We start from the raw sequence: 22,210 nt of genomic DNA on the forward strand, positions 1-22,210 counted from the left end.
CCCCAGCCGAGCCACCAACTCGGCGCCCGCGCCACCACGCACACCACAGACTCACTCACTCACCGCATCACCGCACCTCAGCTCGCAAAGGAGCAGCACACATGGTCCAGGGAACCTCCGGTCAGACCGTCCGGCTCACGGTCGCGCAGGCGATCGTGCGATACATCGCCGCGCAGTACTCCGTCGCTGATGGCGTGCGCGAGCGCTTCGTGCCCGCCGCGCTCGGCATCTTCGGCCACGGCAACGTCGCGGGCCTCGGCCAGGCGCTCGCCGAGCACGCGGATCGCCTGCCGTTTGTGCAGGGCCGCAACGAGCAGGCGCTCGGCCATCTCGCGACCGGTTTCGCGAAGGCGTCGAAGCGTCGCCGCACGCTCGCGGTCACAGCGTCGGTCGGCCCGGGCGCCACGAACCTCGTCACCGCTGCGGCGCTCGCAACGGTGAACCGCATCCCGCTGCTCCTGCTGCCGGGTGACACGTACGCCACCCGTCGACAGGGCCCGGTGCTGCAGCAGCTCGACCTGCCCGGCACCCCCGACGTGACCGCGAACGACACGTTCCGCCCCGTCTCGCGTTTCTTCGATCGCATCGCCCGACCCGAGCAGTTGCTCACCGCGCTGCCGCAGGCGTTCCGCGTGCTGGCGAACCCCGAGGAGACGGGCGCTGTGGTGCTCGCGCTGCCGCAAGACGTGCAGTCGCATGCGTATGACTACCCGGTGGAGTTCTTCGCCGAGCGCGACTGGGTGATCCGTCGCCGGGTGCCCGACGCCGCCGAGGTCGCGCAGGTCGCCGAACTGATCCGCGGCGCCCAGCGCCCGCTGATCATTGCCGGCGGCGGCGTGCACTACTCCGACGCGACCGCGGTGCTCACCGAGCTCGGCACGCGCACGCACCTGCCCATCAGTGAGACGTTCGCGGGCAAGGGCGCGGTGACCGCTGACGGCCCCTGGAGCGTATTCGGGATCGGGCTCGAGGGATCCCCCACCACTAATCGCCTGGCCGAGCGCGCCGACCTCATCGTGCACGTGGGCACGCGCCTCACTGATTTCGCCACCGCCTCGCAGTCGATCTTCACGAACCCCGACGTGCGCTTCGCGTCGATCAACATCGTCGAGCACGACGCGGTGAAGCAGGGCGCGACCGCGGTGATCGCCGACGCGAAGCTCGCGCTCGAGGCGCTCGCCGCAGCGCTCGACGGGTACCGGGTGCCCGAGGCCTGGGGTGCCGACGTGATCGCCGCGCGCGACGCCTGGCTGCCGGTGCGCGATGCGGCGCTCGACGCCGACACCCGCTTTCCGCGTGAGGAGCACCCGGAGCTGCCCGACACCGGCGCGACGCTCACGCAGGGGCAGCTCATCGGCCTGCTGCAGCAGCACGCACGGCCCGGCGACACGATCGTCGCGGCGGCCGGCGGCCCTCCCGGCGACCTGCAGAAGGTCTGGGATGCGACCGACGGGCGCCACGCGCACCTCGAGTTCGGATTCTCGTGCATGGGCTACGAACTGCCCGCCGCGATGGGCGTGCGCCTCGCCGACACCGATCCCGAGCATCGGGTCACCGCGTTCATCGGCGACGGCACCTTCGTCATGATGCCGACCGAGATCGTGACGGCCGCGCAAGAGGGCATCCCCTTCACGGTCGTCATTTCCGAGAATCACGGCTACCAGGTGATCCGCCGCCTGCAGATGTGGCGCACAGGCGAGCACTTCGGCAACGAGTTCCGGTACCGCGAGGCGGGCGGGTCGCTCGCCGGTGCCGACGCGGGCCGACTTGAGGGCGACTACTTGCGCATCGACCTCGCACAGATCGCTGCGGGCCTCGGCGCCGAGGTGCGCACGGCCGAGACGCCCGCCGAGGTGCGCGCCGCGCTCGACGAGACGCGCGGGGTGCGCGGCCCGGTCGTGATCGTCGTGCCGACGATTCCGCACGCCGACCTGCCGTCGTCGGAGGTGTGGTGGGACGTCTCGCCCGCCGAGGTGTGGGAGCAGGTCGATACGTCTGAGAAGCTCGTCAAGTACGGTGCGGGTCTGGCCGAGCAGCGGTGGCACGGATGAGCGGGGCACAGCTGAGCGGCAAGCAGAGCGGCGCAGGATCGAGCCCGCTCACCCCCGGCTGGGCGCTCCGCGAGCGCTTTCTCGCCGGTGAGCCGACGGTCGGCACATTCATCGGGCTCGGCTCGGTGACCGCGGCCGAGGTGTGCGCGTCGGCCGGTCTCGACTGGCTGCTCGTCGACCTCGAGCACGGTGGCGGCGACGAGCATCAGGTCGGCTCGATCGCAGCGGCGGCGGGCGGGTACGGCGTCGCGACGCTGGTGCGCATCGAGCAGCCGGATCGCATTCGCATCGGGCGCGTGCTCGACGCGGGCGCCGCCGGTGTCATGCTGCCGCGCATCTCGAGCGCGGCCGATGCGGCAGACGCCCTGCGGCACCGGCTCTACCCGCCCGAGGGAGACCGCGGGGTGGCGAGCTACAACCGAGCCGCCCGCTGGGGCCGCGACTTCGGCGCCATCGACGCGGCCAACCACCGCGCGGTCGGGGTCGTGCAGATCGAGACCGCGGGTGCGATGCGCGAGCTCGACGCGATCGCGGCGCTCGACGGCGCCGACGTGCTCTTCATCGGGCCGCAGGATCTGAGCTACGCGCTCGGCGTGCCGCGCCAGTACGACGCCCCGGTCTTCCAGGAGGCGCTCGACGCGGTGGTCGTCGCCTGCCGCGCGCACGGCAAGGTCGCCGGCATCTTGACCAATGACCGGGCCGGCGCCGAGGCGTACCTCGCCCGCGGGTTCGGCTTCGTGGCCATAGGTTCGGATGCGACGTTGCTCGCGGCGACGGTGCGCGGGGCGATCCCGAATGGACTCGGAGTGGATCGCGAGGCGATCTCGTGAGTGCGAGTGCGGCCGGGCGTGCCGGGCGTGCCGGGTCCGCGCGAGCTGACGCCGAGCGCCCCGTCGTCGTCGCGCTGGGCCCGGTGGCGCCCGAGCACGTGGTGCCGTATCTGCCCGACGACGCCATCTTCGTGCCCGACCCTTCGGCGGGCGACCTGGCCGTTGCCGAGGGGGCCATCGTTCGCGCCGCGTATCGGCTCGACCGTGCAGCGCTCGACCGCATGCCGAGGCTGCGGGTGATCGCTCGCACCGGCGTCGGGGTCGACCACGTCGACGTCGCCGCTGCGCACGAGCGCGGCATTCCGGTCGCGATCACCCCGGGCAGCAACAGTCGCGCGGTCGCCGAGGGCGCCTTCGCGATGATCGCGTCACTCGTGAAGGGCCTCGGCGAATCGCATCGCTATGTTTCGGCGAACGAGTGGGGTCGCGAGCCGGTGCCGCCCGCCGGCGATCTGCACGGGCTCACGCTCGCGATCCTCGGCTACGGTCGCATCGGTCGCATCATCGCGGGGTTCGGTCGAGCGTTCGGCATGGAGATCGTGGTGCACGACCCGTTCGTGACGGCTGAGGACGCCGAGAACGTGTCGCTCGAGGAGGCCGTGCGCCGCGCGGATGCGCTGACGCTGCATCTGCCCGGTGGCGGCGGGGAACTGCTACCTCCGGCGATCCTGCGCACCGCGAAACCAGGCTTAGTGCTGGTGAACTGCGCTCGCGCCGACCTCGTGTCGACCGAGACGCTGGTCGACGCGCTCGAAGCCGGTGTGCTCGGCGGGGTGGGGCTCGATGTGTTCTCGGACGAGCCGGTGCGGGATCACCCGCTCGCCGGGCGCACTGACGTGCTGCTGAGCCCGCACACCTCTGGATTTTCCGCGGCCGCATTGCGCGCTACGGTGCGGATGGCGGCGGAGGCTGTGGGGGAAACCCTCGCAGGTCGTTATCCAACCTTTACCGTAAGTGATGCTTGAATGCGGAAGTTACGGTACTGTAATCGCAAAGCATCAGCTTTGTAACGACATTAGTTCAATAACACGATGGAGTGAAACTATGTTGAAATCACGTTTCGGGCGTTGGTCGAAGTTCGGACTTGCCGGTATTGCAGCGGCGGGCGCCCTCATGCTCGCAGCCTGCGGATCGCCGGCAGGAGCGGGCGGCGGCGCAGCGGGCGGCGGCGGAGGTGTGGAAGAGGACGAGATCAAGGTCGCCCTCATCACCCACGCGGCGCCCGGCGACACCTTCTGGGACACGATCCGCGCCGGCGCCGAGAATGCGGCAGAGCGCAACAACGTCGAGCTGCTCTACAGCTCGGATCCTGACGGAGCGCGCCAGGCGCAGCTCGTGCAGCAGGCAGTCGACCAGAAGGTCGACGGCATCGTGGTCACGCTCGCCAAGGCAGACGCTATGGCCGGCGAGGTCAAGAAGGCGGTCGACGCGGGCATTCCGGTGTTCAGCATCAACGCCGGCGAGAACGACTACAAGGACCTGGGTGTGCTGGCGCACTTCGGTCAGAACGAGTTCATCGCGGGTCAGGCCGCAGGCGAGCAGTTCAACGAGGCGGGTCTGAAGAAGGCCATCTGCGTCATCCAGGAGCAGGGCCACGTCGGCCTCGAAGCTCGCTGCGAGGGCCTCGCCGACACCTTCGAGGGCACCTCCGAGGTGCTGTACGTGCAGGGCACCGACATGACGAACGTCGCGTCGACCATCACGTCGAAGCTGCAGACCAACCAGGACATCGACGCCGTGCTGACCCTCGGGGCTCCCTTCGCAATGACCGCGATGGATTCGATCAAGGACGCCGGATCGAGCGCAACGCTCGCCACCACCGACCTGAACGCTGACGTCTACAAGGGCATCAACGATGGCACGATCCTCTTCGGTATCGACCAGCAGCCGTTCGTGCAGGGCTACTCCTCGGTCGAGGCCGTGCGCCTCTACAAGGAGGGCGGTTACGTGCTCGGTGGCGGCCAGGCCGTGCTGACCGGACCGACCGTCGTCAACGCAGACAACGCATCGAGCGTCGCAGCCCAGTTCGAGGGCGGCGACGACGAGGCCGCAGAGTAACGAAAGGGTCGAACCGGAAGGTCGTATCCATGAGTACAGCAACAGCTCCTAAATTCGACGAGCGCATCGCCTCGGGCAACCTGTTCACCAGGTTCTTCACCAAGCCCGAGGCGGGCGCCACCGCAGCCGCACTGGTCCTCGCGATCATGTTCGCCGTCGTCGCCCCGCAGTTCACCCAGCCCAGCTCGATCGCGACGATCCTGTATGGCGCGTCGACGGTCGGCATCATGGCCGTGGGCGTCTCGCTCCTGATGATCGGCGGCGAGGTCGACCTGTCGGCCGGTGTCGGTGTCATCTCGGCGGCGCTCTCCTCGTCCCTGTTCATGTACTGGTTCGGTGGGAACGTCTGGGTCGGTGCAATCGTCGGCCTCGTGTTCTCGCTGCTGGTCGGTCTGCTGAACGGGTGGCTGTTGACGAAGACGAAGCTCTCGAGCTTCATCATCACTCTGGCGACCTTCTTCATGCTGACGGGTCTGAACCTCGGTGTCACTCGCGCGTTGACCGGCGGCGTCGCCGCTCCGTCGATCGCCGAGTGGCCCGGGTTCGCCTCGGCAGAGGCGGTCTTCGCCTCAGACATTCCGGTCTTCGGCGTCAACGTCAAGATCACGGTGTTCTACTGGATCATCCTCGTGCTCATCGCGACCTGGATTCTGCAGCGCACCCGCATCGGCAACTGGATCTTCTCGTCGGGCGGCGCCCCGGATGCGGCTCGCGCCGTGGGCGTGCCCGTCGTGAAGACGAAGATCGGCCTCTACATGGGCGTCAGCTTCTGCGCGTGGCTGCTGGGCATGCATCAGCTCTTCGCGTTCAAGACGGTGCAGTCGGGTGAGGGCATCGGCAACGAGTTCCTCTACATCATCGCGGCCGTCGTCGGCGGCTGCCTCATGACCGGCGGCTACGGTTCGGCGATCGGCGGCGCGATCGGCGCCCTGATCTACGGCATGGCGCTCAAGGGCGTCGTGTACGCCGAGTGGAACCCGGACTGGCTGAAGTTCTTCCTCGGCGCAATGCTTCTGGGCGCGACCGTGCTGAACTTCACCCTGCAGCGTCGAGCCGCCCGAGGAGGGAAAAAGTGAACGCCACAGCAACCGAGACGGCAGCAGCGCCGTCGCAGGTGACGGGCCCGCTCGTCGAGCTCCGTGATGCCGAGAAGCGATACGGCAACATCATCGCCCTGCGCGATGTCAGCCTCAAGGTGGGCTCGGGCGAGGTCATGTGCGTGCTCGGCGACAACGGCGCCGGCAAGTCCACGCTCATCAAGATCATCGCCGGCCTGCACCAGCACACCGCCGGTGAGTACCTCGTCGAGGGCGACCCGGTGAAGTTCAACTCGCCGCGCGAGGCCCTGAACCGAGGCATCGCCACGGTGTACCAGGATCTCGCGGTCGCGCCGCTCATGCCGGTGTGGCGCAACTTCTTCCTCGGTTCCGAACAGACGAAGGGGTGGGGGCCGTTCAAGCGCCTCGACGTCGACTTCATGCGGAAGACGGCGAAGCAGGAGCTGCTCGACATGGGTATCGACCTGCGCGATGTCGACCAGCCGATCGGCACCCTTTCGGGTGGTGAGCGACAGTGCGTCGCCATTGCTCGCGCGGTGTACTTCGGTGCGAAGGTGCTGATTCTCGACGAGCCGACCGCCGCCCTCGGCGTGAAGCAGTCGGGTGTCGTGCTCCGCTACATCATCCAGGCCCGCGACCGCGGTCTCGGCGTGATCTTCATCACGCACAACCCGCACCACGCGTACCCGGTCGGTGACCGATTCCTGCTGCTGAAGCGTGGCCAGAGCATCGGCTACCACGAGAAGTCGGACATCACGCTCGAAGAGCTGACCGGTCTGATGGCCGGTGGCGCCGAGCTCGAGCAGCTCGTGCACGAGCTGCGCAACGTCGGCACCTCGACCGATACCGTGCGCACCATCCGCGACGAGATCCAGGAAGACTCCGCAGCCGGAGTCGGCCGGGTGAGCGTCACGGAAGCCGTCAGCGTGATCCCCGGCGAGTACGAGGATGACGAAGACGACGAGGTTGATGGCGGCAAGCGCCGCTGAGCCGCATCGCGCGCTGCACTGCACTACAGCGAACGGGCGCTCGACCTTCTGGGTCGGGCGCCCGTTCGCTGTGTTGGGCAGTCGCGTGCGGTAGCTCACATGAGAGGAAGTGCGTATGCACGCGAGCAGTGTGAGCGGGCCCGGTCGTATCGGGGTCGCAGTAATGATCGCCGCGCTGGTGTGCGGCGGGTTCGGGATCGGTGTCAGCGAATTCATCGTGATGGGCCTATTGCCGCGCATTGCGGGCGACCTGCTGCCCGAGACATTCGCCGCGCACCCGGATGCGGCGCTCGCGGCGACCGGCGGGCTCGCGTCGGCGTACGCACTCGGCGTGGTCATCGGCATGCTGGTGACGCCACTGCTCATTCGGCGACTCTCGGAGCGCGGTGCGCTGCTCGCCTGCGCCGGCAGCATGCTGCTCTGGACCGTACTCACCGCCCTCGCTCCGACACTCGGCATCGCGCTGGTGCTGCGCTTTCTCGCTGCGCTCACCCACGCGAGCTTCATCGGTGTGGGGGCGATGGCGACGGCGCACCTGCTCGGATCGCAGAAGTACGGGCGGGGCGCGGCGATTGTGCACGGCGGGCTCGCGGTGGCCAACCTGCTCGGGGTGCCCGTGCTGACGGCCTTCGGCGAGCTCGCGTCGTGGCGACTCGTGATCGGGGCGTGCGCCGTGCTGTTCGCGGTGCCGGTGGTCGCGCTGCTGATCGTGCCGCTCGCGACGACGCCGCTGGCCGCGGGTGGATCGGGCGCTTCGGTGGGCGGGCGACGATTCGGCGGTCGCCGGTTATGGCTCACCGCGACCGCGGCGGTGCTCGTCGCGTCGGGCGGTTTCGCCGTGGTGACCTACATCGCACCGATGGTCGCCGAGGTGCAGGGCGATCGGGTGATCCTGACCCCCGCGCTCGCGATGCTGGCGTTCGGTGTCGGCATGAACCTCGGCAATTTCGGGGCCGGGTGGGTGGCGGATCGCGCGGCCGCACCCACCTTCCTCGCCGTGGCGCTGATCGGCGTCGCCGGTGGAGCCCTGCTGCTCGTTCCCGGGGTCGGCGGGGTCGGGGCGGCCGCGGGAGTGCTGCTCATCGGAGTGCTACTGGGTGGCGGCAGCCCGGCCGCGCAGGTGCTGTTCCTCGAAGAGCTGCGGCGGTTCCCGCGTCTCGCCTCGTCGATGCCGTCGGGCACCGCGAACCTCGGCAGCTTCATCGGCTCGCTCGCCGGCGCCGGCCTCCTCGCCGGGTTCGGTGCGGCATGGCTGCCGGTCGGCACGCTCGTGCTCGCGGGGCTCGGGTTGCTGGTGTTCGCGCTGCGCGGGCGGGGCGCTGTCGCTTCGTGAGCGTGAGGGTCATCCGTGAGTATGAGGCGAAACGCTGACTATGAGCCAAATTTCGCCTCACACTCGGCGTTTCGGCTCACACTCACGAACGCCTCGAAGCGCGGCGACGACGGTGCTGTCGCGCACCGAGTTCTGCTTGCGGGTGCGAGTAGTCAACGGATAACAAGCTTTTGGAGTGCATCGATCGGGCGGCGGAGCAGTGTAAAGACCCGGTACGAAACATTTTTCAGTCGGACGTCGACAAACCAGTGCAGCAGCCAACTCACAAGGATCAGTGCGATGAACATGATGAGGTACAGCGCCCATCGATTCGCGTCGGTGCCGAAAAGGTTCAGGATGGTGTACCCGATGTGCGCGTGCAGGAGGTACACCGGGTATGTGAGATCGCTCATGACTCGTGACATCGGAATCCGTATGCGGGTGACCCGCGGAATCCAGAGCGACATGAAGGCGAGGAAGATGCACCCAGTGATGAGGCAGGAGACCAGAGGAGAGATGTCTGAGCCGTAGCGCTCATTGAGGTCGGGTACCTGACGCACGACAAAAGCGAATGTGCTCACCAATGCCGCAGCCAAACCGATGAGCAGGAGGGGCGAGGGCCCGCGGAGTCGGATGGTGGCGATGATCGCTCCCGAGACAATGAAGGTGAAATAGTCGCCCATCAACGGCTTCTGCGTGAGTTGCGGTGCCGCAAGTGCGATCACGAGCATGAGCACCGCCCACAGCGGAAACAGCACGTGCAAGAACCGACCGAGCTTGCAGAACAGAGCAACGAAGATCAGGGCGTAGAACTCGAGTTCGATGAGGAGCGTCCAATACACGCCATCGACCGGAGGCTGGCCGAAGATCGTCGGAACCATGGTCAGATTCGCGACGAACTGCACCGGGGTCACAGCGAAGTCTTCTCGCCCCCACAGCGTGACGACGATCGTGGTGAGCAGCATCGCTGCCAGGAACGGCGGGAGGATGCGAACACCGCGACTGACGAAGAACTGCCCAGCTGTGCGACCCTGCGAGAACCCCACGATAACGAAGCCGCTCACCATGAAGAACAAGTTCACGGCCTGAACGCTGTAGACGAGATTCGATGCATCGGGCATTGGGCTGAGTGAATCGACCTTGCCGTTGCTGATCCCCGCAAACCCCCAGTGGGCGGCGACCACCGCCAGGGCACCGAGGAATCGCAAAGCGTCGATCAGTTCAAGCCTGTGAAACTTCATCCTTTCAGTATTTACGGACACGAATATATTGTGCTCCAAATTTTTTCAAATGTCGCGGCGGATCGCGGTGGCGCTGTGTCGCGAGCATTCTCGTGCCGCAGAGGGCCCTCAGTCTGGCTCGGCGGGAAGCGAGAAGCGTGTGCGTTCGTGCTTCAGCCTTCGCCGGATCCTTAGCGCGCGCCGCATTGACATCCATTCACCCATGTACGTACAATTTGGACCGGTCCATTTCGTAAAGATTCCGCCCGGGTTTCCGGATGAAATCGAGATGGCGGCTCTTCCGAGCAACACATCAGACATCGAGCAACGGTGCTCAGCACCATGAAGACGGAAGCGAACGACTATGCGGACTCTTGCAGACGGCACGACCGAAATCGGCGTCGGCCTCATCAGCGTCGGGTGGATGGGCCAGCTGCACAGCCGCGCGTATGCCAACCTGAAGTACGCGTACGCCGACTTAGGGCTCAAGCCGCGTCTGGTGCACGCCGCCGATCCGGCACCCGCCCGCGCTGAAGAGGCCGTGCAGGTACTCGGCTACGAGCGCGCCTCGGCCGACTACCACGAGGTGTTGAACGACCCCGAGGTCGACGTGGTGTCGATCTGCGCCCCCAACTTCTTGCACGCCGAGATCGGCATCGCGGCGGCGAAGGCCGGCAAGCACTTCTGGATCGAGAAGCCCGTCGGCCGTGGTGAGCACGAGACCCGCGAGGTCGCCGAGGCCGCCGCAGCCGCGGGCGTCGTCAGCTCGATCGGCTTCAACTACCGCCACGCACCCGCCATCGAGTACCTCCGCGAGCTGGTGCTCGAGGGCAAGCTCGGCCGCATCACGAACGTGCGCGGCCAGATGTTCGCCGATTACTCGTCGGACCCCCGCGGCGCGCTCTCGTGGCGCTTCGTGCGCGGACTCGCCGGCAACGGCGTGCTGGGCGACCTCATGGGTCACCTCGTCGACCTCGTGCAGTACACGCTCGGCCCGATCGGTGAGGTCAGTGCGGTCACGTCGACGGTGTACACCGAGCGCCCCGAACTGCCCATGGGCACCGGCACGCACTTCGCGGTGATCGAGGACGGCGTGATGAAGCCGGTCGAGAACGAGGACTACGCCGGCATGCTCGTGCGTCTCTCAGGCGACGCGGCTGCGGCCGGCGCCGTCGGCACGCTCGAAGCCTCGCGCGTCTCGGTGGGCCCGCGCGCCAGCTACGGCATCGAGGTCTACGGCACCGAGGGCTCGGCGCACTGGGACTTCGAGCGCATGAACGAGCTGCACCTCTCGGGCGGCCTCGGCGCCGAGAACCAGGGCTACACCCGCATCATGGCGCGCCCCGGCATGGGCGACTTCGGTCGCTTCCAGCCCGGTTCCGGCACTTCGATGGGTTACGACGACCTCAAGGTCATCGAGGCCAAGAAGTTCTTGCAGGCCGTGCTCGGCCGCGAGGCGCTGAACTCGAACATCCAAGACGCGCTGTCGGCGGCGCAGGTCGTCACCGCGGCCGAGCGCTCGGCCGAGTCGCGCGCCTGGGAGACCAGCGCACCCGTCGCCGGCACCACTGCTGCCGGCGCCTGAGCCGTACGCGCCAGATCACCTCGAACACCCTCACCTGAATCGACGAAGGAGTCGCCCATGACCGCACGCATCGCATCCGCCCCGATCAGTTGGGGTGTCATCGAGGTTCCGAACTGGGGCCTGCAGCTGGGGCGCGAACGCGTACTCGGCGAGATGGTGTCGCTCGGCATCACGGCGACCGAGTTCGGCCCCGAGGGCTTCCTGCCCGATGCGCCCGCCGAACGGGCCGAGGCCTTGGCCGACGCGGGGCTCGCGGCCGTTGGCGGGTTCTTCCCGGTCGTGCTGCATGACGCCGCGCAGGATCCGCTGCCCGCTATCGAGCGAGAACTCGAGGCGTACGTCGCTGCCGGGGCATCCACGCTGGTGCTCTCAGCGGTCACCGGTGGCGAGGGATACGACGGTGCGGCCGAGCTGAGCGATGCCGAGTGGCAGACGCTGCTCGCGAATCTCGACCGCGCGCTCGACGCGGCCGCCTCGGTCGGCGTCGTTGCGACGCTGCACCCGCACCTCGGCACCGTGGTCGAAGCGCCGGAGGCCGTGGAGCGCGTGGTCGCGGGCTCGCGCATTGGGCTCTGCCTCGACACCGGCCACTACACGCTCGGCGGTGGCGATCCAGTCGCATTCGTGCAGCAGCACGCGGCCCGCATCGTGCACGCGCACCTGAAGGATGTGAATCTGAGCATCGCTGCGCGCGTGCGCGCCGGCGAGATCGACTACCGCGAGGGCGTGCGCCAGGGCATGTACCAGGCGCTCGGCGCCGGCGATGCGCGCATCGGCGAGATTCTCGCGGCCCTGCAAGGTGCCGGTTACGACGGCTGGTACGTGCTCGAGCAAGACACGGTCGTGGAGAACGACGACGATGCGACTCGCGCGCTCGACAATGCGCGCCGCAGCGTCGCATTCGTGCGCGCCGCGTTCGGTGAGGACACGGGGGCGTCGGCGTGACCGCTCAGGCGGAGCACGCCCCGCATCGGGCGCTGCGCATCGGGGCGCTCGGCGCATCGCGCATTGCCGATCTCTCGATCATTGAGGCGGCTGCCGAGACGGGTGATGAGCTGGCGGTCGTCGCTGCTCGGGATCCCGAGCGTGCTCGGCAGTACGCCCGTGAGAAGGGATTCACCGCCGCGGCCGAGACGTACGAGCAGGTGATCGCCGACGACAGTCTCGACCTGATCTACATCGGCCTCCCCAACGGACTGCATGCCGAGTGGACCGCGCGTGCGCTCGACGCCGGGCGCAATGTGCTCGTCGAGAAGCCGTTCGCCGCAAACCTCGCCGAATTCGATCGCGTCGCTGCCCGGCTCGAGCATTCGACCGGCTGGGCGTGGGAGGCCTTCCACTACGCCGATCACCCGGGCGTGCACCGTCTGATCGACCTGGTGCGATCGGGTGCGATCGGCGAGGTGCGGGCCATCGACGTGCACATGGAAATGCCCGACCCGGGAGCCGACGACCCCAGGTGGAACTTCGACCTCGCCGGCGGCACGCTCATGGATCTTGGCTGCTACGCGATTCACGCGCTGCTGCTGCTCGGTGATGCCGTGGGTGATGATGCGCCTGGTGGTGCCGGGCTGCCGGCCGGGGCCGAACTGACCCTCGAAACCGCGCATGTGCAGCCGTACGCACCCGATGCTCGTCTCGATGCCACGGTCGTGGCTGAGCTGCGACTCGGCGGTGTGCCGGCCACGATTCGCACGAGCATGGAGTCGGATTGGAACTTCGGCCTGCGCGTCACTGGCAGCCTCGGTGAAGTGGTGCTGCCAAACTTCGTGAAACCTCAGGAAGACGGGCGGCTCATCGTGCGCACCACGACCGGTGCGGGCGTTGAAGAGCGGGTTGAAGCACTCGGCTCGGTCTCGTCGTACACCTACCAATTGCAGCGCATCCGCGCCGCCGTGCGCAGTGGCGAGCGTGGCGCTGCAGGCATCGCTCGCTCGCGCCGCACGATGGCGCTCATCGACGAGATCTACACCGCGACGGGTCTGCCGCTGCGGCCCGGTCGGCTCACCGACTGACTAGCCGACACTGAGACACCAGAGGGAGACCCCACCATGCAGCAGTTGCTCGCAGACACCATCCTGCTCGTCACCGGCGGCACGCAGGGCCTCGGCCGCGCCGTAGCCGAGGCCGCCGCGCGCGAGGGCGCGACGGGCATCGCGATCGTCGGTCGCAGCGCCGAGAAGGCGGAGGTGGCGCTCGCAGCGATCCGCGCTGAGGGCGCGGCCGCCGGCACCCCGGGCTTCGAGGCGATCGCGATCATCGCTGACCTGAGCGTGCCCGGTGAGGCCGAGCGCGCCGTTGCCGACACGATCGGGCGCTTCGGGCGCATCGACAGCCTCGTCAACGCGGCCGGCGCCACCAGTCGCGGCACCCTGCTCGACACCACCCGCGAGCTGCTCGACGAGCACCTGCACCTCAACATCACGGTGCCGTTCATGACGATGCAGGGCGCGGTGGCCGACATGCGCAGCCGCAAGTCGCCGGGCACGATCCTCAACGTCATCTCGATGTCGATGCACGGCGGGCAGCCGTACCTGGCGCCCTACGTCGCGTCGAAGGCGGGGCTCGCGGGCCTCACCAAGAACGCGGCGTTCGCACACCGCTTCGACCGCATTCGCATCAACGGGCTCAACATCGGGTGGACGGCGACGCCCGGCGAGGCCGTGACGCAGCAGACGTTCCACGATGCCGACAGCACCTGGCTCGAGCAGGCGGAGGCCGCGCAGCCGATGGGCAAGCTCGGCCAGCCCGACGAGATCGCCGACGCGATCGTCTTCCTGCTCAGCTCGCGCAGCGGCGTCGTCACCGGGTCGATCATCGACTGGGATCAGAACGTGCCCGGCGCCTACGACCAGTAACGCTACTTTTCACGTACGGCAAGAACACCAGAGGAGCACCATGAAGATCGGCATCATCGGCACGGGCGTGATGGGCGCCTTCCATGCGCAACTGCTGCACGAGCAGATTTCGGGGGCGACCGTCGTGGCCGTCGCCGATCCCGATGCCGAGCGCGCGGGGGCCGTCGTCGCGGCGATCCCGGGCGCGGTCGCGTACACCGACCCGCTCGAACTGATCACCGCCGACGAGGTCGAGGCCGTTCTTATCGCGTCGCCCGATTTCTTGCACGCCGAGCAGACCCTCGCGTGCATCGCGGCGGGCAAACCGACGCTGTGCGAGAAGCCCCTGTCGTATTCGGTTGAAGACGCGGATCGCGTGATCGCCGCGCACCGCGCCGCCGTGGGCGAGGGCACGCCGCTGGTGCACCAGGGCTTCATGCGCCGCTTCGATCCGGGGTACGTCGAGCAGAAGCGCGAGGTCGACTCGGGTGTGCACGGGCGCCCGGTCATGGTGCACTCGATCGGCCGCGGCGTCACCACCGGCCCCGGTGCCACCGACGAGACCGTGATCTACAACTCTGCGATCCACGACCTCGACATCGTGCCGTGGCTGCTCGGCTCGCCCGTCACCGAGGTGTCGTGGCACGCGCCCGAGACCCCGAGCTCGACGAGCGGGGGGCTTCGTGAGCCGTTCTTCCTGCTGCTGCGCACCGCCGACGGCGCGCTGTCGACCGTCGAGAACTCGCTGAATGCGCGCTACGGCTACGACATGCGCTCCGAGGTACTGTGCGAGACGGGCGCGGTCTCGATTACCGAACCGCATCGCGTGCAGTCGTTCTCGAACCTGGCGGCGAGCACCGGCATTCCGGTCGACTTCCGCCCGCGCTACGCAGAGGCATACCGCCTCGAGCTGCAGGAGTGGGTGACGGCGCTGAACGAGGGTCGCGCGCCCACGCTCGCGACGGTCGAAGACGGTGCGCAGGCGACCCGTGTCGCCGCGGCCGCTGTCGCCTCCATGCACTCGGGCGGCGCGTTCGTGCGCGTGGAGGCCGGCGCATGAGCAACGCGAGCGGGCGCGTGCTGCCGCAGCCGAACGTGCCCGACCCGCGCGCGGTCGCCCCGAAGCGCTGGGCGATCCTCGGCACCGGATGGATCGCATCGAAATTTGTCGAGGCGCTGCAGGCGTCGACCGCGCAGCAGGTCGTGGCGGTCGGATCGCGCACGCTCGACCGCGCCCAGCAGTTCGCCGACCAGTGCGGCATCGCGCACGCCTACGGCTCGTACGAGGAACTCGTCGCGAGCGATGTCGACGTCGTGTACGTCGCGACCGGGCACCTCGACCACGTCGCGCACGCGAGTCTCGCGATCGAAGCCGGCAAGCCCGTGCTGGTGGAGAAGCCGATGGCGCCGCGTCTCGCCGATGTCGAGCGGCTCGTCGAGCTCGCGCGATCCCGCGGCGTCTTTGCCATGGAAGCTGTCTGGACGCTCGCGTTGCCGCGCTTCTCGGTCGTGCGCCAGGTGCTCGAGGCCGGGCTGCTCGGCGAGATCGTCGAGGTGCACGCCAACCTCGGCGAGCGGCTCGTCGACCACCACCGCGCCATGGACCCGGCTCAGGGCGGCGGCGTCATGAACGACATCGGCTCGTACACGCTGATGTTCGCGAACGAGATCATTCCGGGGCTCGAGGTGCGTACGGCTCACGGCCGGCGCGAGGTCGTGCCCGGGGTCGAGGCTCCGGGTGCCGTCGGGGCTTTCCATGCGCTGCTCGGTGACGCGCAGGATCGCCTCGCCACCGTGAGCGCATCCATGCTCGCGGATACGCCGACCACCGCCTATATCGCGGGAACCGAGGCGACCCTCGTGCTCGATGCGCCGTTCTACCAGCCCGGTCCGGTCGAGGTGCGCTTCCACGACGGTGAGGTGCTGCGGTGGCACGAGGAGCCGCTCGCGCACACGCAGTTGTTCTGGGAAGCGCTTGAAGTGGCCCGCTGCCTTGAAGCCGGGCTTACCGAGTCGCCGCTTCGGCCCCTCGACCGCACGGTGGAGACCATTGCGCTGCTTGAGCGTGCACGCGAGCTGATGGGGGATCCGCTCGACGTCGCTTAGCTATCGGTGGATGACCCGCCCGGCGATCCCATGAGGCCCTCGGGCATCTCAAGCTGTACGGCCGGCGGCTGGGGAGGCGCGCTGGCCGCGTTGACCGCATACGCGGTGCCGAATCCGCCGCCGAAGGCGAGGATGGCGATGCCGAGAGCCGCGACACCGGCGCGCAACGGGGAAAGCCAGCGCCGGCGGCTCGTGGGGGTGTCCGCGAACGTTTCGCCGAGACGAGACCGATCGACCGCGCGCTCGAATGCCGCGGTGGGGGGCGCGGGAGTCGAGAGAGAAGGGGCGGTGCGGTCGGTTTCTGCCGCGGAATCCGGGATCGCTGGGCGGGTCATGATTCGAGTGTGCGCGCCGATGCAATGCGCAAGCTATGCGCGAACTGCGCGTCCGCTCCATTGCTGGGTAAACGGCATCCCGGCTTGCTCCGTTCGCGGAAGCGAATTACCTCGTTCCGGTGGTGGCGCTTCTCCGAACGAACGGCATGAACAGGAACGTCGCACCCACCGCAAGAAGCGCGCCTGCTGCGGGAACCAACCACATGGTCCGGGCTCCCGTCGCAGCGAGCGACTCCGGGTGGATGATTCCTGACTTCGGTTCTGGTGTCGCTGGGGCTGGTGGTGTCAGTGAAGCGGGGGGCTGAACCGTCAGAGTGTCTGACAGGGTGTGCGATCCCCGCTCGTTGGTCGTCTGCAGTGTGAATGAGAACGTGCCGGCTTCGGTGGGAATTCCACTCAGCTCTCCTGACGAGCTCAGTGAGAGCCCCGGTGGCAATGCGCCGTCAGCGTGCGCGACGTCACCGCCTCCAGTGACGGAGTACGTGTATGCGTGGGCCACTCCGACAGTTGCTTCGGGTTAGCGTCCATCGAGGCGTGGATGCGGTGTCACCGGTGTCACCACGGCGTCTGTCGCCGCAGTCGCAGTCAATTCTGTTGCTCCAATGCGGCCCGCGATATCGGAGTCGATGCCAGAGGCCTGGAACACGTGTCGAACGGCGCCAGAAACGTCATCGGCGTCCGTGAATAAGTACTGCGCGGTGCAGTCCATTTCCCCGCCTGGTGCGAGGACGCGATCGGGACATTGGGGAGCGAGGGCCTGTGATGATTCCCTGACCGTGACGTTGAGCGGGACGAGCGAGTGGTTTGCGACGTTGATGAGGTAGTCCACGGAGTCGGGTGCTGCCGTGAGGGTCGTGGCGATCGAGAGAGCGGCGTTTCGATCACTCGCGATCGCCACGGGAGTCGTCGAATTGACGGCAACATAGGGCGACAGCTGCTCTTCGCACGCCGGCTGCGGTGTGGCGATGGTCCACACGGTATCCATCGACTCCTCTCCCGTGCTCGTGGGAACGCTCAGCGAGCGGCGACTGTCCCCGATTCGGCAGTCAGCGCCGGAGGTGAACTCATCGGTCGCCGGGGCGAGCGCTTCGGTCAGCGAGATGGTTGCCTCGAACTCGTTGTCCCACGTCACATCGGCGAAGGTGACGGTGTAATCGCCGGCATTGGGGAGGAACACGACTGTCGGTGTACCCGACATCGTCACATCTGCGACCTCGTTCCCGCTCTTGGCGTCGGTGACGACCACTCGGCATTCGTGCCCCGGCAGGTATTCGAGCTCAGACATCGCGAAGTAGTTTTCGGCGCCTCCATCTGACGTGTCAGAGATGACACCGACGCATCCGCTGGCGACCCAGAAGTCGAGCGGCTCGGCGGTGGCCGCGGTCGCACCTCCCAGGCTCGCGACGCCGCTCGCGCTGAGAAGCGCGAGGCCGAGAGCCGCGTTCCGTGGTCGGTTGGTGTGTCTTTTTGTGCGCATGGCTGCCTTCCTCGAACATGTGACGCGCGCCTGCGGCTCCGGTAGTGCTGAGCGACGCGTCCGACGTGCGGGCAGCAGGAAGGCAGGAGAAAAGATAATCACGCGTATATCGTATTTTAAATACTACGCGATACTCGAGGGGGTTGAATCCAACAGCGGTTGTCCACGCTGTTCACCCGTGGCGTGCGGGGCAGGAGCGGCTCCTCGTTACGCCAGATTCAGGGCTGCCAGCACGCCTTCGGCGTGCCGTGCAATCGCAGGGTCATCGGGTGCCTCGTCTAGGCCGAGCAGGCGCCGTCGGTGCGCTTCGCCGGTGAGTGCGGCGAAGAGGAGTTCGGCCGTTGGTCTCGCCGGGTGGTTGCTCGAGCCTGAGGGCTCGTTCGGCATCGACTTGAGCAGCGCGGTCAGCTCTTCGATCGACCGCTGCGGCCCTTCGGCGTAGAACGCTGCGGCGACCTCCGGGTATCGAGTCGCCGCAGCGATCACGGCGCGGTGCACGCCGATCGCCTCGTCGCTCAGCAGGGTCGTGACGAGAGTGGTCGCGTACTCGCGCAGCGGTTGCGGGGTGCGTGTCGGATCACCCGGCCCCGACGTCTGCGCCGCGTCGTGCAGTCGCCGCACCGCTGCGCGCACCAGCCCACCACGGTCGACGTAGTCGCGGTAGAGCGTGCGTTTGGCGACGCGAGCCTCCACTGCGACCCGGTCGAAGGTCAACGCGTCGAACCCATCGCTGGTGAGCAGGCGGGTAACGACAGCGGCGACACGCGCTGTGCGCTCGACGCTGTCGGCGGCGGTCGGTCGCCCACGTTTTGACTCCATAGGAGTAGTCTACTCGTGAATGCTACGAAACCGTTTCATTAGCGAGGAGTCGAGAAGATGACCGACCTGATTCACCACATCGCGATCGAGGACGACTGGGAGATGAGCCGGGGCTTCGGCGAGTACGAGGTGGCGACGCGGGGCACGCACCTCGACGATGCCGGGTTCATTCACGCCGCAACCGCCGAGCAGGTGCCGCAGGTGCTGGCAGCTCGCTACGCCGACATCTCGCTGCCGCTGCTCGACATCGCGATTCGGCTCGACGCGCTCGCCGCAGCCGGTATCGACGTGGAATGGCACGACGGCTTCCCGCACATCATGGGTGCGATCCCGATGACTCGCGAGATCGTGGCGTCAGAGTTGCCCCTCGCTCGCTGACGCGGCGACCGCTACCGCTCCATGAGCTGCGCTGCCAGTTGCAGCAGCAGCGCCTCTGACCCGGTGCGCCCGATGAGTTGCACCCCCATCGAGTGGCCAGACGGCAGTCGCACGATCGGCACCGCCACTGCGGGCAGCCCTGACACGTTGACCATCGACGTGTAGGGCGCCCACTCGCACTGCAGGCGGTAATCGCCGTCGGCGTCGTGCGACGTGAACGCGCCGATGCGCGGCGGCAGCATCGCGAGCCCGGGGGTGAGGACGGCGTCGTAGGCGCCCCACTGCGTCCGAACGTCTGAGGCGAATTCGCGCAGGCGTGATCCCGCAGCACGATGCATGTCGTCGCCTCGGGCGAGTGCCCGCTCGCGGAACGTGCGGGTGAGAGGCATGAGGCGATCCACCGCCGCGTCATCAAGCCGCAGTCGCGAGAGCCCCGCCGTCCATGAGGTGGTGAACACGTCGGGGTACCCGGGGTCGTAGGTGAAGGCGGCATCTTCGACCTCGTGACCCCGCGCTGACAGCTGCGCGATCGCCGAGGCGAACGCCTGCTGAGCCTCCGCCGAGAGCACGATGGGGTAGACCGGGGCGAACGGCGATACCGTGCTCGCACCGATGCGCAGGCCGGTCACGCTGCCCGCAGTGCGCACCGCCGCCAGTGCCGGCTCGCCCGTCGCACCGCGCTGCGCGTCGAAGAGCAGGGCGGCGTCGGCCGCGTCGCGCGCGAGGGGGCCGGTCACGGCGAGGCGCGGGGCGCCGAACTCGTCGTGCAGGCTGCGATCGGCCGGAGTGCCGCCGGCGAGGTCGCTCGGCACCGCGCCCAGGCCCGGTTTCAGCCCGACGAGGCCGCAGGCGAGCGCGGGGATGCGGATCGACCCGCCCCCATCACTTCCCGGCGCCACCGGCAGCATGCCCGCGGCGACCCCCGCCGCACTGCCGCCCGATGAACCGCCCGCGGTGCGCTCGGGGTCGAGCGGGTTGCGTGCCGGTGCTGCGATGGCGTTCTCGGAGTAGCCGGTGAGCCCGAGTTCGGGCACCTGGGTCTTGCCGATCGGGATCGCGCCCGCCCGCCGCAGCACCGCGACGCCGGGGGCGTCGTTATCCGCACGAGCATGCGGCAGCGCTGCGCTGCCGCGGGTCGTGACGAACCCGGTGACCTCGGTGAGGTCTTTGAACGCGGTCGGGAGGCCGTGCAGGCGGGGGAGCGCGTGCGCGCGATCGGCGGGAGCGAGGTTCGCGAAGTGCGCGTCGGCCGCCGCGGCCTGCTCGAGCGCGAGGTCGCTGTCGAGGGCGACGAACGCGCCCAGGTCGGAGCAGTGTTCCGCGCGGTGCAGCACCTCGGTGACGGCATCGCGCGCCGAGATTTCGCCGCTGCGCAGCGCATCGCGCCAGGCGACAGCGCTCGGCAGCGGCGCGTCGGCCGGCGATGCGGGGGTCGAGTCGGTCACCCCCTCAGCTTACGAGCCGCCGCCGCGTGCGCTCAGATCAGAGGCGCGATCTGCTCGGCGAGCAGCAGCAGGCCCACGCCGATCATCATGACGCCGGTGATGCGGCTGACGATCGAGCCCGCCCGTGGCCGCCCGCCGAGTACGCGACCCGACACCGTTGCGACCACGGTGTAGACGACCGCGCAGTTGAGTAGGTGGAGCCCGCCGAGCGCGAGCATCTGCATCGGCTGCGGCCACTCGCCGCCCGGCCCGGTGAACTGCGGCAGCAGGGCGAGCAGCAGCATGACGCCCTTGGGATTGATGCCGCTCACGCCGGCGCCGCGGAAGTACTGCTGCAAGCCACCGGTGTGCAGCGGCTCCCCGGTCACGTCGAGCGGAGCAGCTGGGCGCATCAGGGTGGTGACGCCGAGGTAGACGAGGAAGGCGCCGCCCGCCACGGTGAGCGCCGTGAGCGCGAGCGGGAAGGCCGTGACGACGGCGCCGGCTCCGACGACGACGACGCCGATGACGAGCACGTAGCCGCTGAGCAGCCCGAGCACCGCGGGTGCGGGGTGCTGCCGACGTGCGCCGGCCGAGATCACGAACGCCCAATCGGGCCCCGGGGTGACGGCGAGTGCCGCGGCGATGATCCAGAACTGCCCCGCCAGCGTCCAATCCATGGCACCGTCCTCCTTCGACGCTCAGAGATTACGGCGTTCTCGCGGAAATGTGCTTCCGTTTTCTGGGTCGTTTGCGCGGCAATCTGCAAGAATCATCCGCATGGATGCGTTGGATCGCGAGATTCTTTCACGACTGCAAGAGTCGGGGCGGGTGAGCGCCACGGAGCTCGCCGAGCAGGTCGGCCTGAGCCTCTCGTCGTGCCACCGCCGGGTGAAAGAGTTGGAGCGATCCGGTGCCATCGAGCGCTATCGTGCCGTGGTGTCGCCGGAGGCGGTCGGCCTGGGGTTCGAGGCGGTGATCTTCGTCACCATCGGCGTCACCTCCATCGACGTCATCACGGCGTTCGAGGCGGCGGTCGTCGAGATCCCGAGCGTCGTCGAGGTGCAGCGGCTCTTCGGAGAGCCCGACTACATCCTGCGTGTGCTCACCACCGACCTCGCCGCGTATCAGTCGCTCTACGACACGGTACTCACCGGGCTGCCGGGGGTGCAGCGACTGCAATCGACCCTTGTCATGAAGCGGGTGGGGCAGGATCGCGGGGTGCCGATTCCCTGAGCGGACGCGGCCGGTCGGCCTACACTTGCACCGACATGTCTTCGCACCCCGCACCCCTGATCATTCGCCCGTGCCACGGCTCGGTCGAGTACCCGCGGCTCGTCGAGATCTGGCGCAGCGCCGTTCGCGCGACGCACGACTTTCTCGCCGAGTCCGACTTCGCGGGCATCGAAGGCAACCTGGCGACCGCGTACTTTCCCGCCGTCACGCTGCTCGTCGCAGAGCGTGACGGTCAGGCGGTCGGTTTCGCCGGAGTGCTCGACGGCAACCTCGAGATGCTCTTCGTCGCCAATGAGTGCCGAGGCCAGGGGATCGGCAGCGCGCTGCTTGCGGAGTCGGTCACTCAGTACGGCGTCACCGCGGTCGACGTGAACGAGCAGAACCCGGGCGCGACAGCGTTCTATCTGAGCCAGGGGTTCACGCAGGTGGGTCGCAGCGACGTCGACGGGGAAGGGAAGCCGTACCCCATCCTGCATCTCGCTCTCGCCGGCTGAC

Annotated in this window: 23 protein-coding genes; 16 read left to right on the forward strand and 7 right to left on the reverse strand. The window is 68.2% G+C overall.

The window, feature by feature from the left end:
• Positions 1-101: 101 nt before the first annotated feature.
• The 7 genes from iolD (at position 102) to CH42_RS01710 (ending at position 8,319) form a co-directional block, all read left to right on the forward strand.
• A complete protein-coding gene (gene iolD, locus CH42_RS01680; protein ID WP_053351483.1) occupies positions 102-2,051 on the forward strand; it encodes a 3D-(3,5/4)-trihydroxycyclohexane-1,2-dione acylhydrolase (decyclizing) in 1,950 nt (649 codons plus the stop codon).
• On the forward strand, positions 2,048-2,881 hold the full coding sequence (locus CH42_RS01685; protein WP_053351484.1) for an HpcH/HpaI aldolase family protein: 834 nt from the start codon (positions 2,048-2,050) through the stop codon (positions 2,879-2,881). The genes iolD and CH42_RS01685 overlap by 4 nt, the downstream gene beginning before the upstream one ends.
• Entirely contained in the window at positions 2,878-3,846 is a 969-nt protein-coding gene (locus tag CH42_RS01690; protein WP_082309224.1) for a 2-hydroxyacid dehydrogenase, read from the forward strand. The genes CH42_RS01685 and CH42_RS01690 overlap by 4 nt, the downstream gene beginning before the upstream one ends.
• Positions 3,847-3,925: 79 nt before the next feature.
• A complete protein-coding gene (locus CH42_RS01695) occupies positions 3,926-4,939 on the forward strand; it encodes a sugar ABC transporter substrate-binding protein (RefSeq protein WP_053351485.1) in 1,014 nt (337 codons plus the stop codon).
• A 29-nt stretch (positions 4,940-4,968) separates the two neighbouring features.
• Complete coding sequence (locus CH42_RS01700) at positions 4,969-6,015, forward strand: ABC transporter permease (protein WP_053351486.1); 1,047 nt, start codon at positions 4,969-4,971, stop codon at positions 6,013-6,015.
• The gene (locus CH42_RS01705) at positions 6,012-6,986 is read left to right on the forward strand and encodes an ATP-binding cassette domain-containing protein (protein ID WP_053351487.1); all 975 of its coding nucleotides are present in this window, start codon (positions 6,012-6,014) and stop codon (positions 6,984-6,986) included. The genes CH42_RS01700 and CH42_RS01705 overlap by 4 nt, the downstream gene beginning before the upstream one ends.
• Positions 6,987-7,101: 115 nt before the next feature.
• A complete protein-coding gene (locus CH42_RS01710) occupies positions 7,102-8,319 on the forward strand; it encodes an MFS transporter (RefSeq protein WP_239683906.1) in 1,218 nt (405 codons plus the stop codon).
• Between the two features lie 152 nt (positions 8,320-8,471).
• Here CH42_RS01710 and CH42_RS01715 read toward each other — a convergent pair whose 3' ends face one another.
• Entirely contained in the window at positions 8,472-9,539 is a 1,068-nt protein-coding gene (locus CH42_RS01715; protein WP_053351488.1) for an acyltransferase family protein, read from the reverse strand.
• A 343-nt stretch (positions 9,540-9,882) separates the two neighbouring features.
• Between CH42_RS01715 and CH42_RS01720 the strand changes: the two genes are divergently transcribed.
• From CH42_RS01720 to CH42_RS01745, 6 genes are read left to right on the forward strand one after another with little or no spacing between them, the layout of a single operon-like run.
• On the forward strand, positions 9,883-11,103 hold the full coding sequence (locus CH42_RS01720) for a Gfo/Idh/MocA family protein (protein ID WP_053351489.1): 1,221 nt from the start codon (positions 9,883-9,885) through the stop codon (positions 11,101-11,103).
• Positions 11,104-11,160: 57 nt separating this feature from the next.
• Positions 11,161-12,048 (forward strand): sugar phosphate isomerase/epimerase family protein, encoded by an 888-nt coding sequence (locus CH42_RS01725; protein WP_053351490.1) that lies wholly within the window; start codon positions 11,161-11,163, stop codon positions 12,046-12,048.
• Positions 12,045-13,118 (forward strand): Gfo/Idh/MocA family protein, encoded by a 1,074-nt coding sequence (locus tag CH42_RS01730; protein WP_239683907.1) that lies wholly within the window; start codon positions 12,045-12,047, stop codon positions 13,116-13,118. The genes CH42_RS01725 and CH42_RS01730 overlap by 4 nt, the downstream gene beginning before the upstream one ends.
• Positions 13,119-13,154: 36 nt before the next feature.
• A complete protein-coding gene (locus CH42_RS01735) occupies positions 13,155-13,961 on the forward strand; it encodes an SDR family oxidoreductase (protein ID WP_053351491.1) in 807 nt (268 codons plus the stop codon).
• A gap of 40 nt (positions 13,962-14,001) precedes the next feature.
• Positions 14,002-15,000 carry a Gfo/Idh/MocA family protein gene (locus CH42_RS01740; RefSeq protein ID WP_053351492.1) on the forward strand — a complete coding sequence of 333 codons (999 nt, stop codon included), beginning with the start codon at positions 14,002-14,004 and terminating at the stop codon, positions 14,998-15,000.
• Complete coding sequence (locus CH42_RS01745; RefSeq protein WP_053351493.1) at positions 14,997-16,046, forward strand: Gfo/Idh/MocA family protein; 1,050 nt, start codon at positions 14,997-14,999, stop codon at positions 16,044-16,046. The genes CH42_RS01740 and CH42_RS01745 overlap by 4 nt, the downstream gene beginning before the upstream one ends.
• Here the strand turns inward: CH42_RS01745 and CH42_RS01750 are convergent.
• The 4 genes from CH42_RS01750 to CH42_RS01760 all read right to left on the reverse strand — a co-directional run bounded on the left by CH42_RS01750 (position 16,043) and on the right by CH42_RS01760 (position 18,677).
• Complete coding sequence (locus CH42_RS01750) at positions 16,043-16,381, reverse strand: hypothetical protein (protein ID WP_053351494.1); 339 nt, start codon at positions 16,379-16,381, stop codon at positions 16,043-16,045. The two genes, CH42_RS01745 and CH42_RS01750, sit on opposite strands and share 4 nt — an antisense overlap.
• Before the next feature lie 106 nt (positions 16,382-16,487).
• On the reverse strand, positions 16,488-16,880 hold the full coding sequence (locus CH42_RS17110) for a putative Ig domain-containing protein (RefSeq protein WP_075205191.1): 393 nt from the start codon (positions 16,878-16,880) through the stop codon (positions 16,488-16,490).
• Positions 16,881-16,898: 18 nt separating this feature from the next.
• Entirely contained in the window at positions 16,899-17,858 is a 960-nt protein-coding gene (locus CH42_RS01755) for a DUF7507 domain-containing protein (RefSeq protein WP_053351495.1), read from the reverse strand.
• A 207-nt stretch (positions 17,859-18,065) separates the two neighbouring features.
• Positions 18,066-18,677, reverse strand: a complete 612-nt coding sequence (locus tag CH42_RS01760; RefSeq protein ID WP_053351496.1) for a TetR/AcrR family transcriptional regulator C-terminal domain-containing protein — start codon at positions 18,675-18,677, stop codon at positions 18,066-18,068.
• A 57-nt stretch (positions 18,678-18,734) separates the two neighbouring features.
• Here CH42_RS01760 and CH42_RS01765 point away from each other — a divergent pair, with 57 nt between their 5' ends.
• The gene (locus tag CH42_RS01765) at positions 18,735-19,055 is read left to right on the forward strand and encodes a DUF952 domain-containing protein (RefSeq protein WP_053351497.1); all 321 of its coding nucleotides are present in this window, start codon (positions 18,735-18,737) and stop codon (positions 19,053-19,055) included.
• A gap of 11 nt (positions 19,056-19,066) precedes the next feature.
• On the opposite strand, the gene CH42_RS01770 is transcribed toward CH42_RS01765, so the two are convergent.
• Together CH42_RS01770 and CH42_RS01775 are read right to left on the reverse strand one after the other, a co-directional pair.
• The gene (locus CH42_RS01770) at positions 19,067-20,500 is read right to left on the reverse strand and encodes an amidase (RefSeq protein ID WP_053351498.1); all 1,434 of its coding nucleotides are present in this window, start codon (positions 20,498-20,500) and stop codon (positions 19,067-19,069) included.
• A 32-nt stretch (positions 20,501-20,532) separates the two neighbouring features.
• The gene (locus tag CH42_RS01775) at positions 20,533-21,159 is read right to left on the reverse strand and encodes a LysE family translocator (RefSeq protein WP_053351499.1); all 627 of its coding nucleotides are present in this window, start codon (positions 21,157-21,159) and stop codon (positions 20,533-20,535) included.
• Between the two features lie 100 nt (positions 21,160-21,259).
• Here CH42_RS01775 and CH42_RS01780 point away from each other — a divergent pair, with 100 nt between their 5' ends.
• Both CH42_RS01780 and CH42_RS01785 read left to right on the forward strand, forming a co-directional pair.
• Positions 21,260-21,715 (forward strand): Lrp/AsnC family transcriptional regulator, encoded by a 456-nt coding sequence (locus tag CH42_RS01780; RefSeq protein ID WP_053351500.1) that lies wholly within the window; start codon positions 21,260-21,262, stop codon positions 21,713-21,715.
• Between the two features lie 35 nt (positions 21,716-21,750).
• Positions 21,751-22,209: a GNAT family N-acetyltransferase gene (locus CH42_RS01785; RefSeq protein ID WP_053351501.1), complete on the forward strand. Its 459-nt coding sequence runs from the start codon at positions 21,751-21,753 to the stop codon at positions 22,207-22,209.
• Position 22,210 lies beyond the last annotated feature (1 nt).

Source organism: Leucobacter musarum subsp. musarum, from assembly GCF_001273845.1.
Classification (GTDB): domain Bacteria; phylum Actinomycetota; class Actinomycetes; order Actinomycetales; family Microbacteriaceae; genus Leucobacter; species Leucobacter musarum.

Excerpts from the sequence above, each read along its gene's own strand:
- CH42_RS01700 (WP_053351486.1), top strand. The coding sequence starts at position 4,969 with ATGAGTACAGCAACAGCTCCTAAATTCGACGAGCGCATCGCCTCGGGC.
- CH42_RS01720 (WP_053351489.1), top strand. The coding sequence starts at position 9,883 with ATGCGGACTCTTGCAGACGGCACGACCGAAATCGGCGTCGGCCTCATC.
- CH42_RS01780 (WP_053351500.1), top strand. The coding sequence starts at position 21,260 with ATGGATGCGTTGGATCGCGAGATTCTTTCACGACTGCAAGAGTCGGGG.
- CH42_RS01750 (WP_053351494.1), bottom strand. The coding sequence starts at position 16,381 with ATGACCCGCCCAGCGATCCCGGATTCCGCGGCAGAAACCGACCGCACC.
- CH42_RS01710 (WP_239683906.1), top strand. The coding sequence starts at position 7,102 with ATGCACGCGAGCAGTGTGAGCGGGCCCGGTCGTATCGGGGTCGCAGTA.
- CH42_RS01685 (WP_053351484.1), top strand. The coding sequence starts at position 2,048 with ATGAGCGGGGCACAGCTGAGCGGCAAGCAGAGCGGCGCAGGATCGAGC.
- CH42_RS01760 (WP_053351496.1), bottom strand. The coding sequence starts at position 18,677 with ATGGAGTCAAAACGTGGGCGACCGACCGCCGCCGACAGCGTCGAGCGC.
- CH42_RS01735 (WP_053351491.1), top strand. The coding sequence starts at position 13,155 with ATGCAGCAGTTGCTCGCAGACACCATCCTGCTCGTCACCGGCGGCACG.
- CH42_RS01745 (WP_053351493.1), top strand. The coding sequence starts at position 14,997 with ATGAGCAACGCGAGCGGGCGCGTGCTGCCGCAGCCGAACGTGCCCGAC.
- CH42_RS01775 (WP_053351499.1), bottom strand. The coding sequence starts at position 21,159 with ATGGATTGGACGCTGGCGGGGCAGTTCTGGATCATCGCCGCGGCACTC.
- CH42_RS01715 (WP_053351488.1), bottom strand. The coding sequence starts at position 9,539 with ATGAAGTTTCACAGGCTTGAACTGATCGACGCTTTGCGATTCCTCGGT.
- CH42_RS01725 (WP_053351490.1), top strand. The coding sequence starts at position 11,161 with ATGACCGCACGCATCGCATCCGCCCCGATCAGTTGGGGTGTCATCGAG.
- CH42_RS01785 (WP_053351501.1), top strand. The coding sequence starts at position 21,751 with ATGTCTTCGCACCCCGCACCCCTGATCATTCGCCCGTGCCACGGCTCG.
- iolD (WP_053351483.1), top strand. The coding sequence starts at position 102 with ATGGTCCAGGGAACCTCCGGTCAGACCGTCCGGCTCACGGTCGCGCAG.
- CH42_RS01740 (WP_053351492.1), top strand. The coding sequence starts at position 14,002 with ATGAAGATCGGCATCATCGGCACGGGCGTGATGGGCGCCTTCCATGCG.
- CH42_RS01695 (WP_053351485.1), top strand. The coding sequence starts at position 3,926 with ATGTTGAAATCACGTTTCGGGCGTTGGTCGAAGTTCGGACTTGCCGGT.
- CH42_RS01755 (WP_053351495.1), bottom strand. The coding sequence starts at position 17,858 with ATGCGCACAAAAAGACACACCAACCGACCACGGAACGCGGCTCTCGGC.
- CH42_RS01765 (WP_053351497.1), top strand. The coding sequence starts at position 18,735 with ATGACCGACCTGATTCACCACATCGCGATCGAGGACGACTGGGAGATG.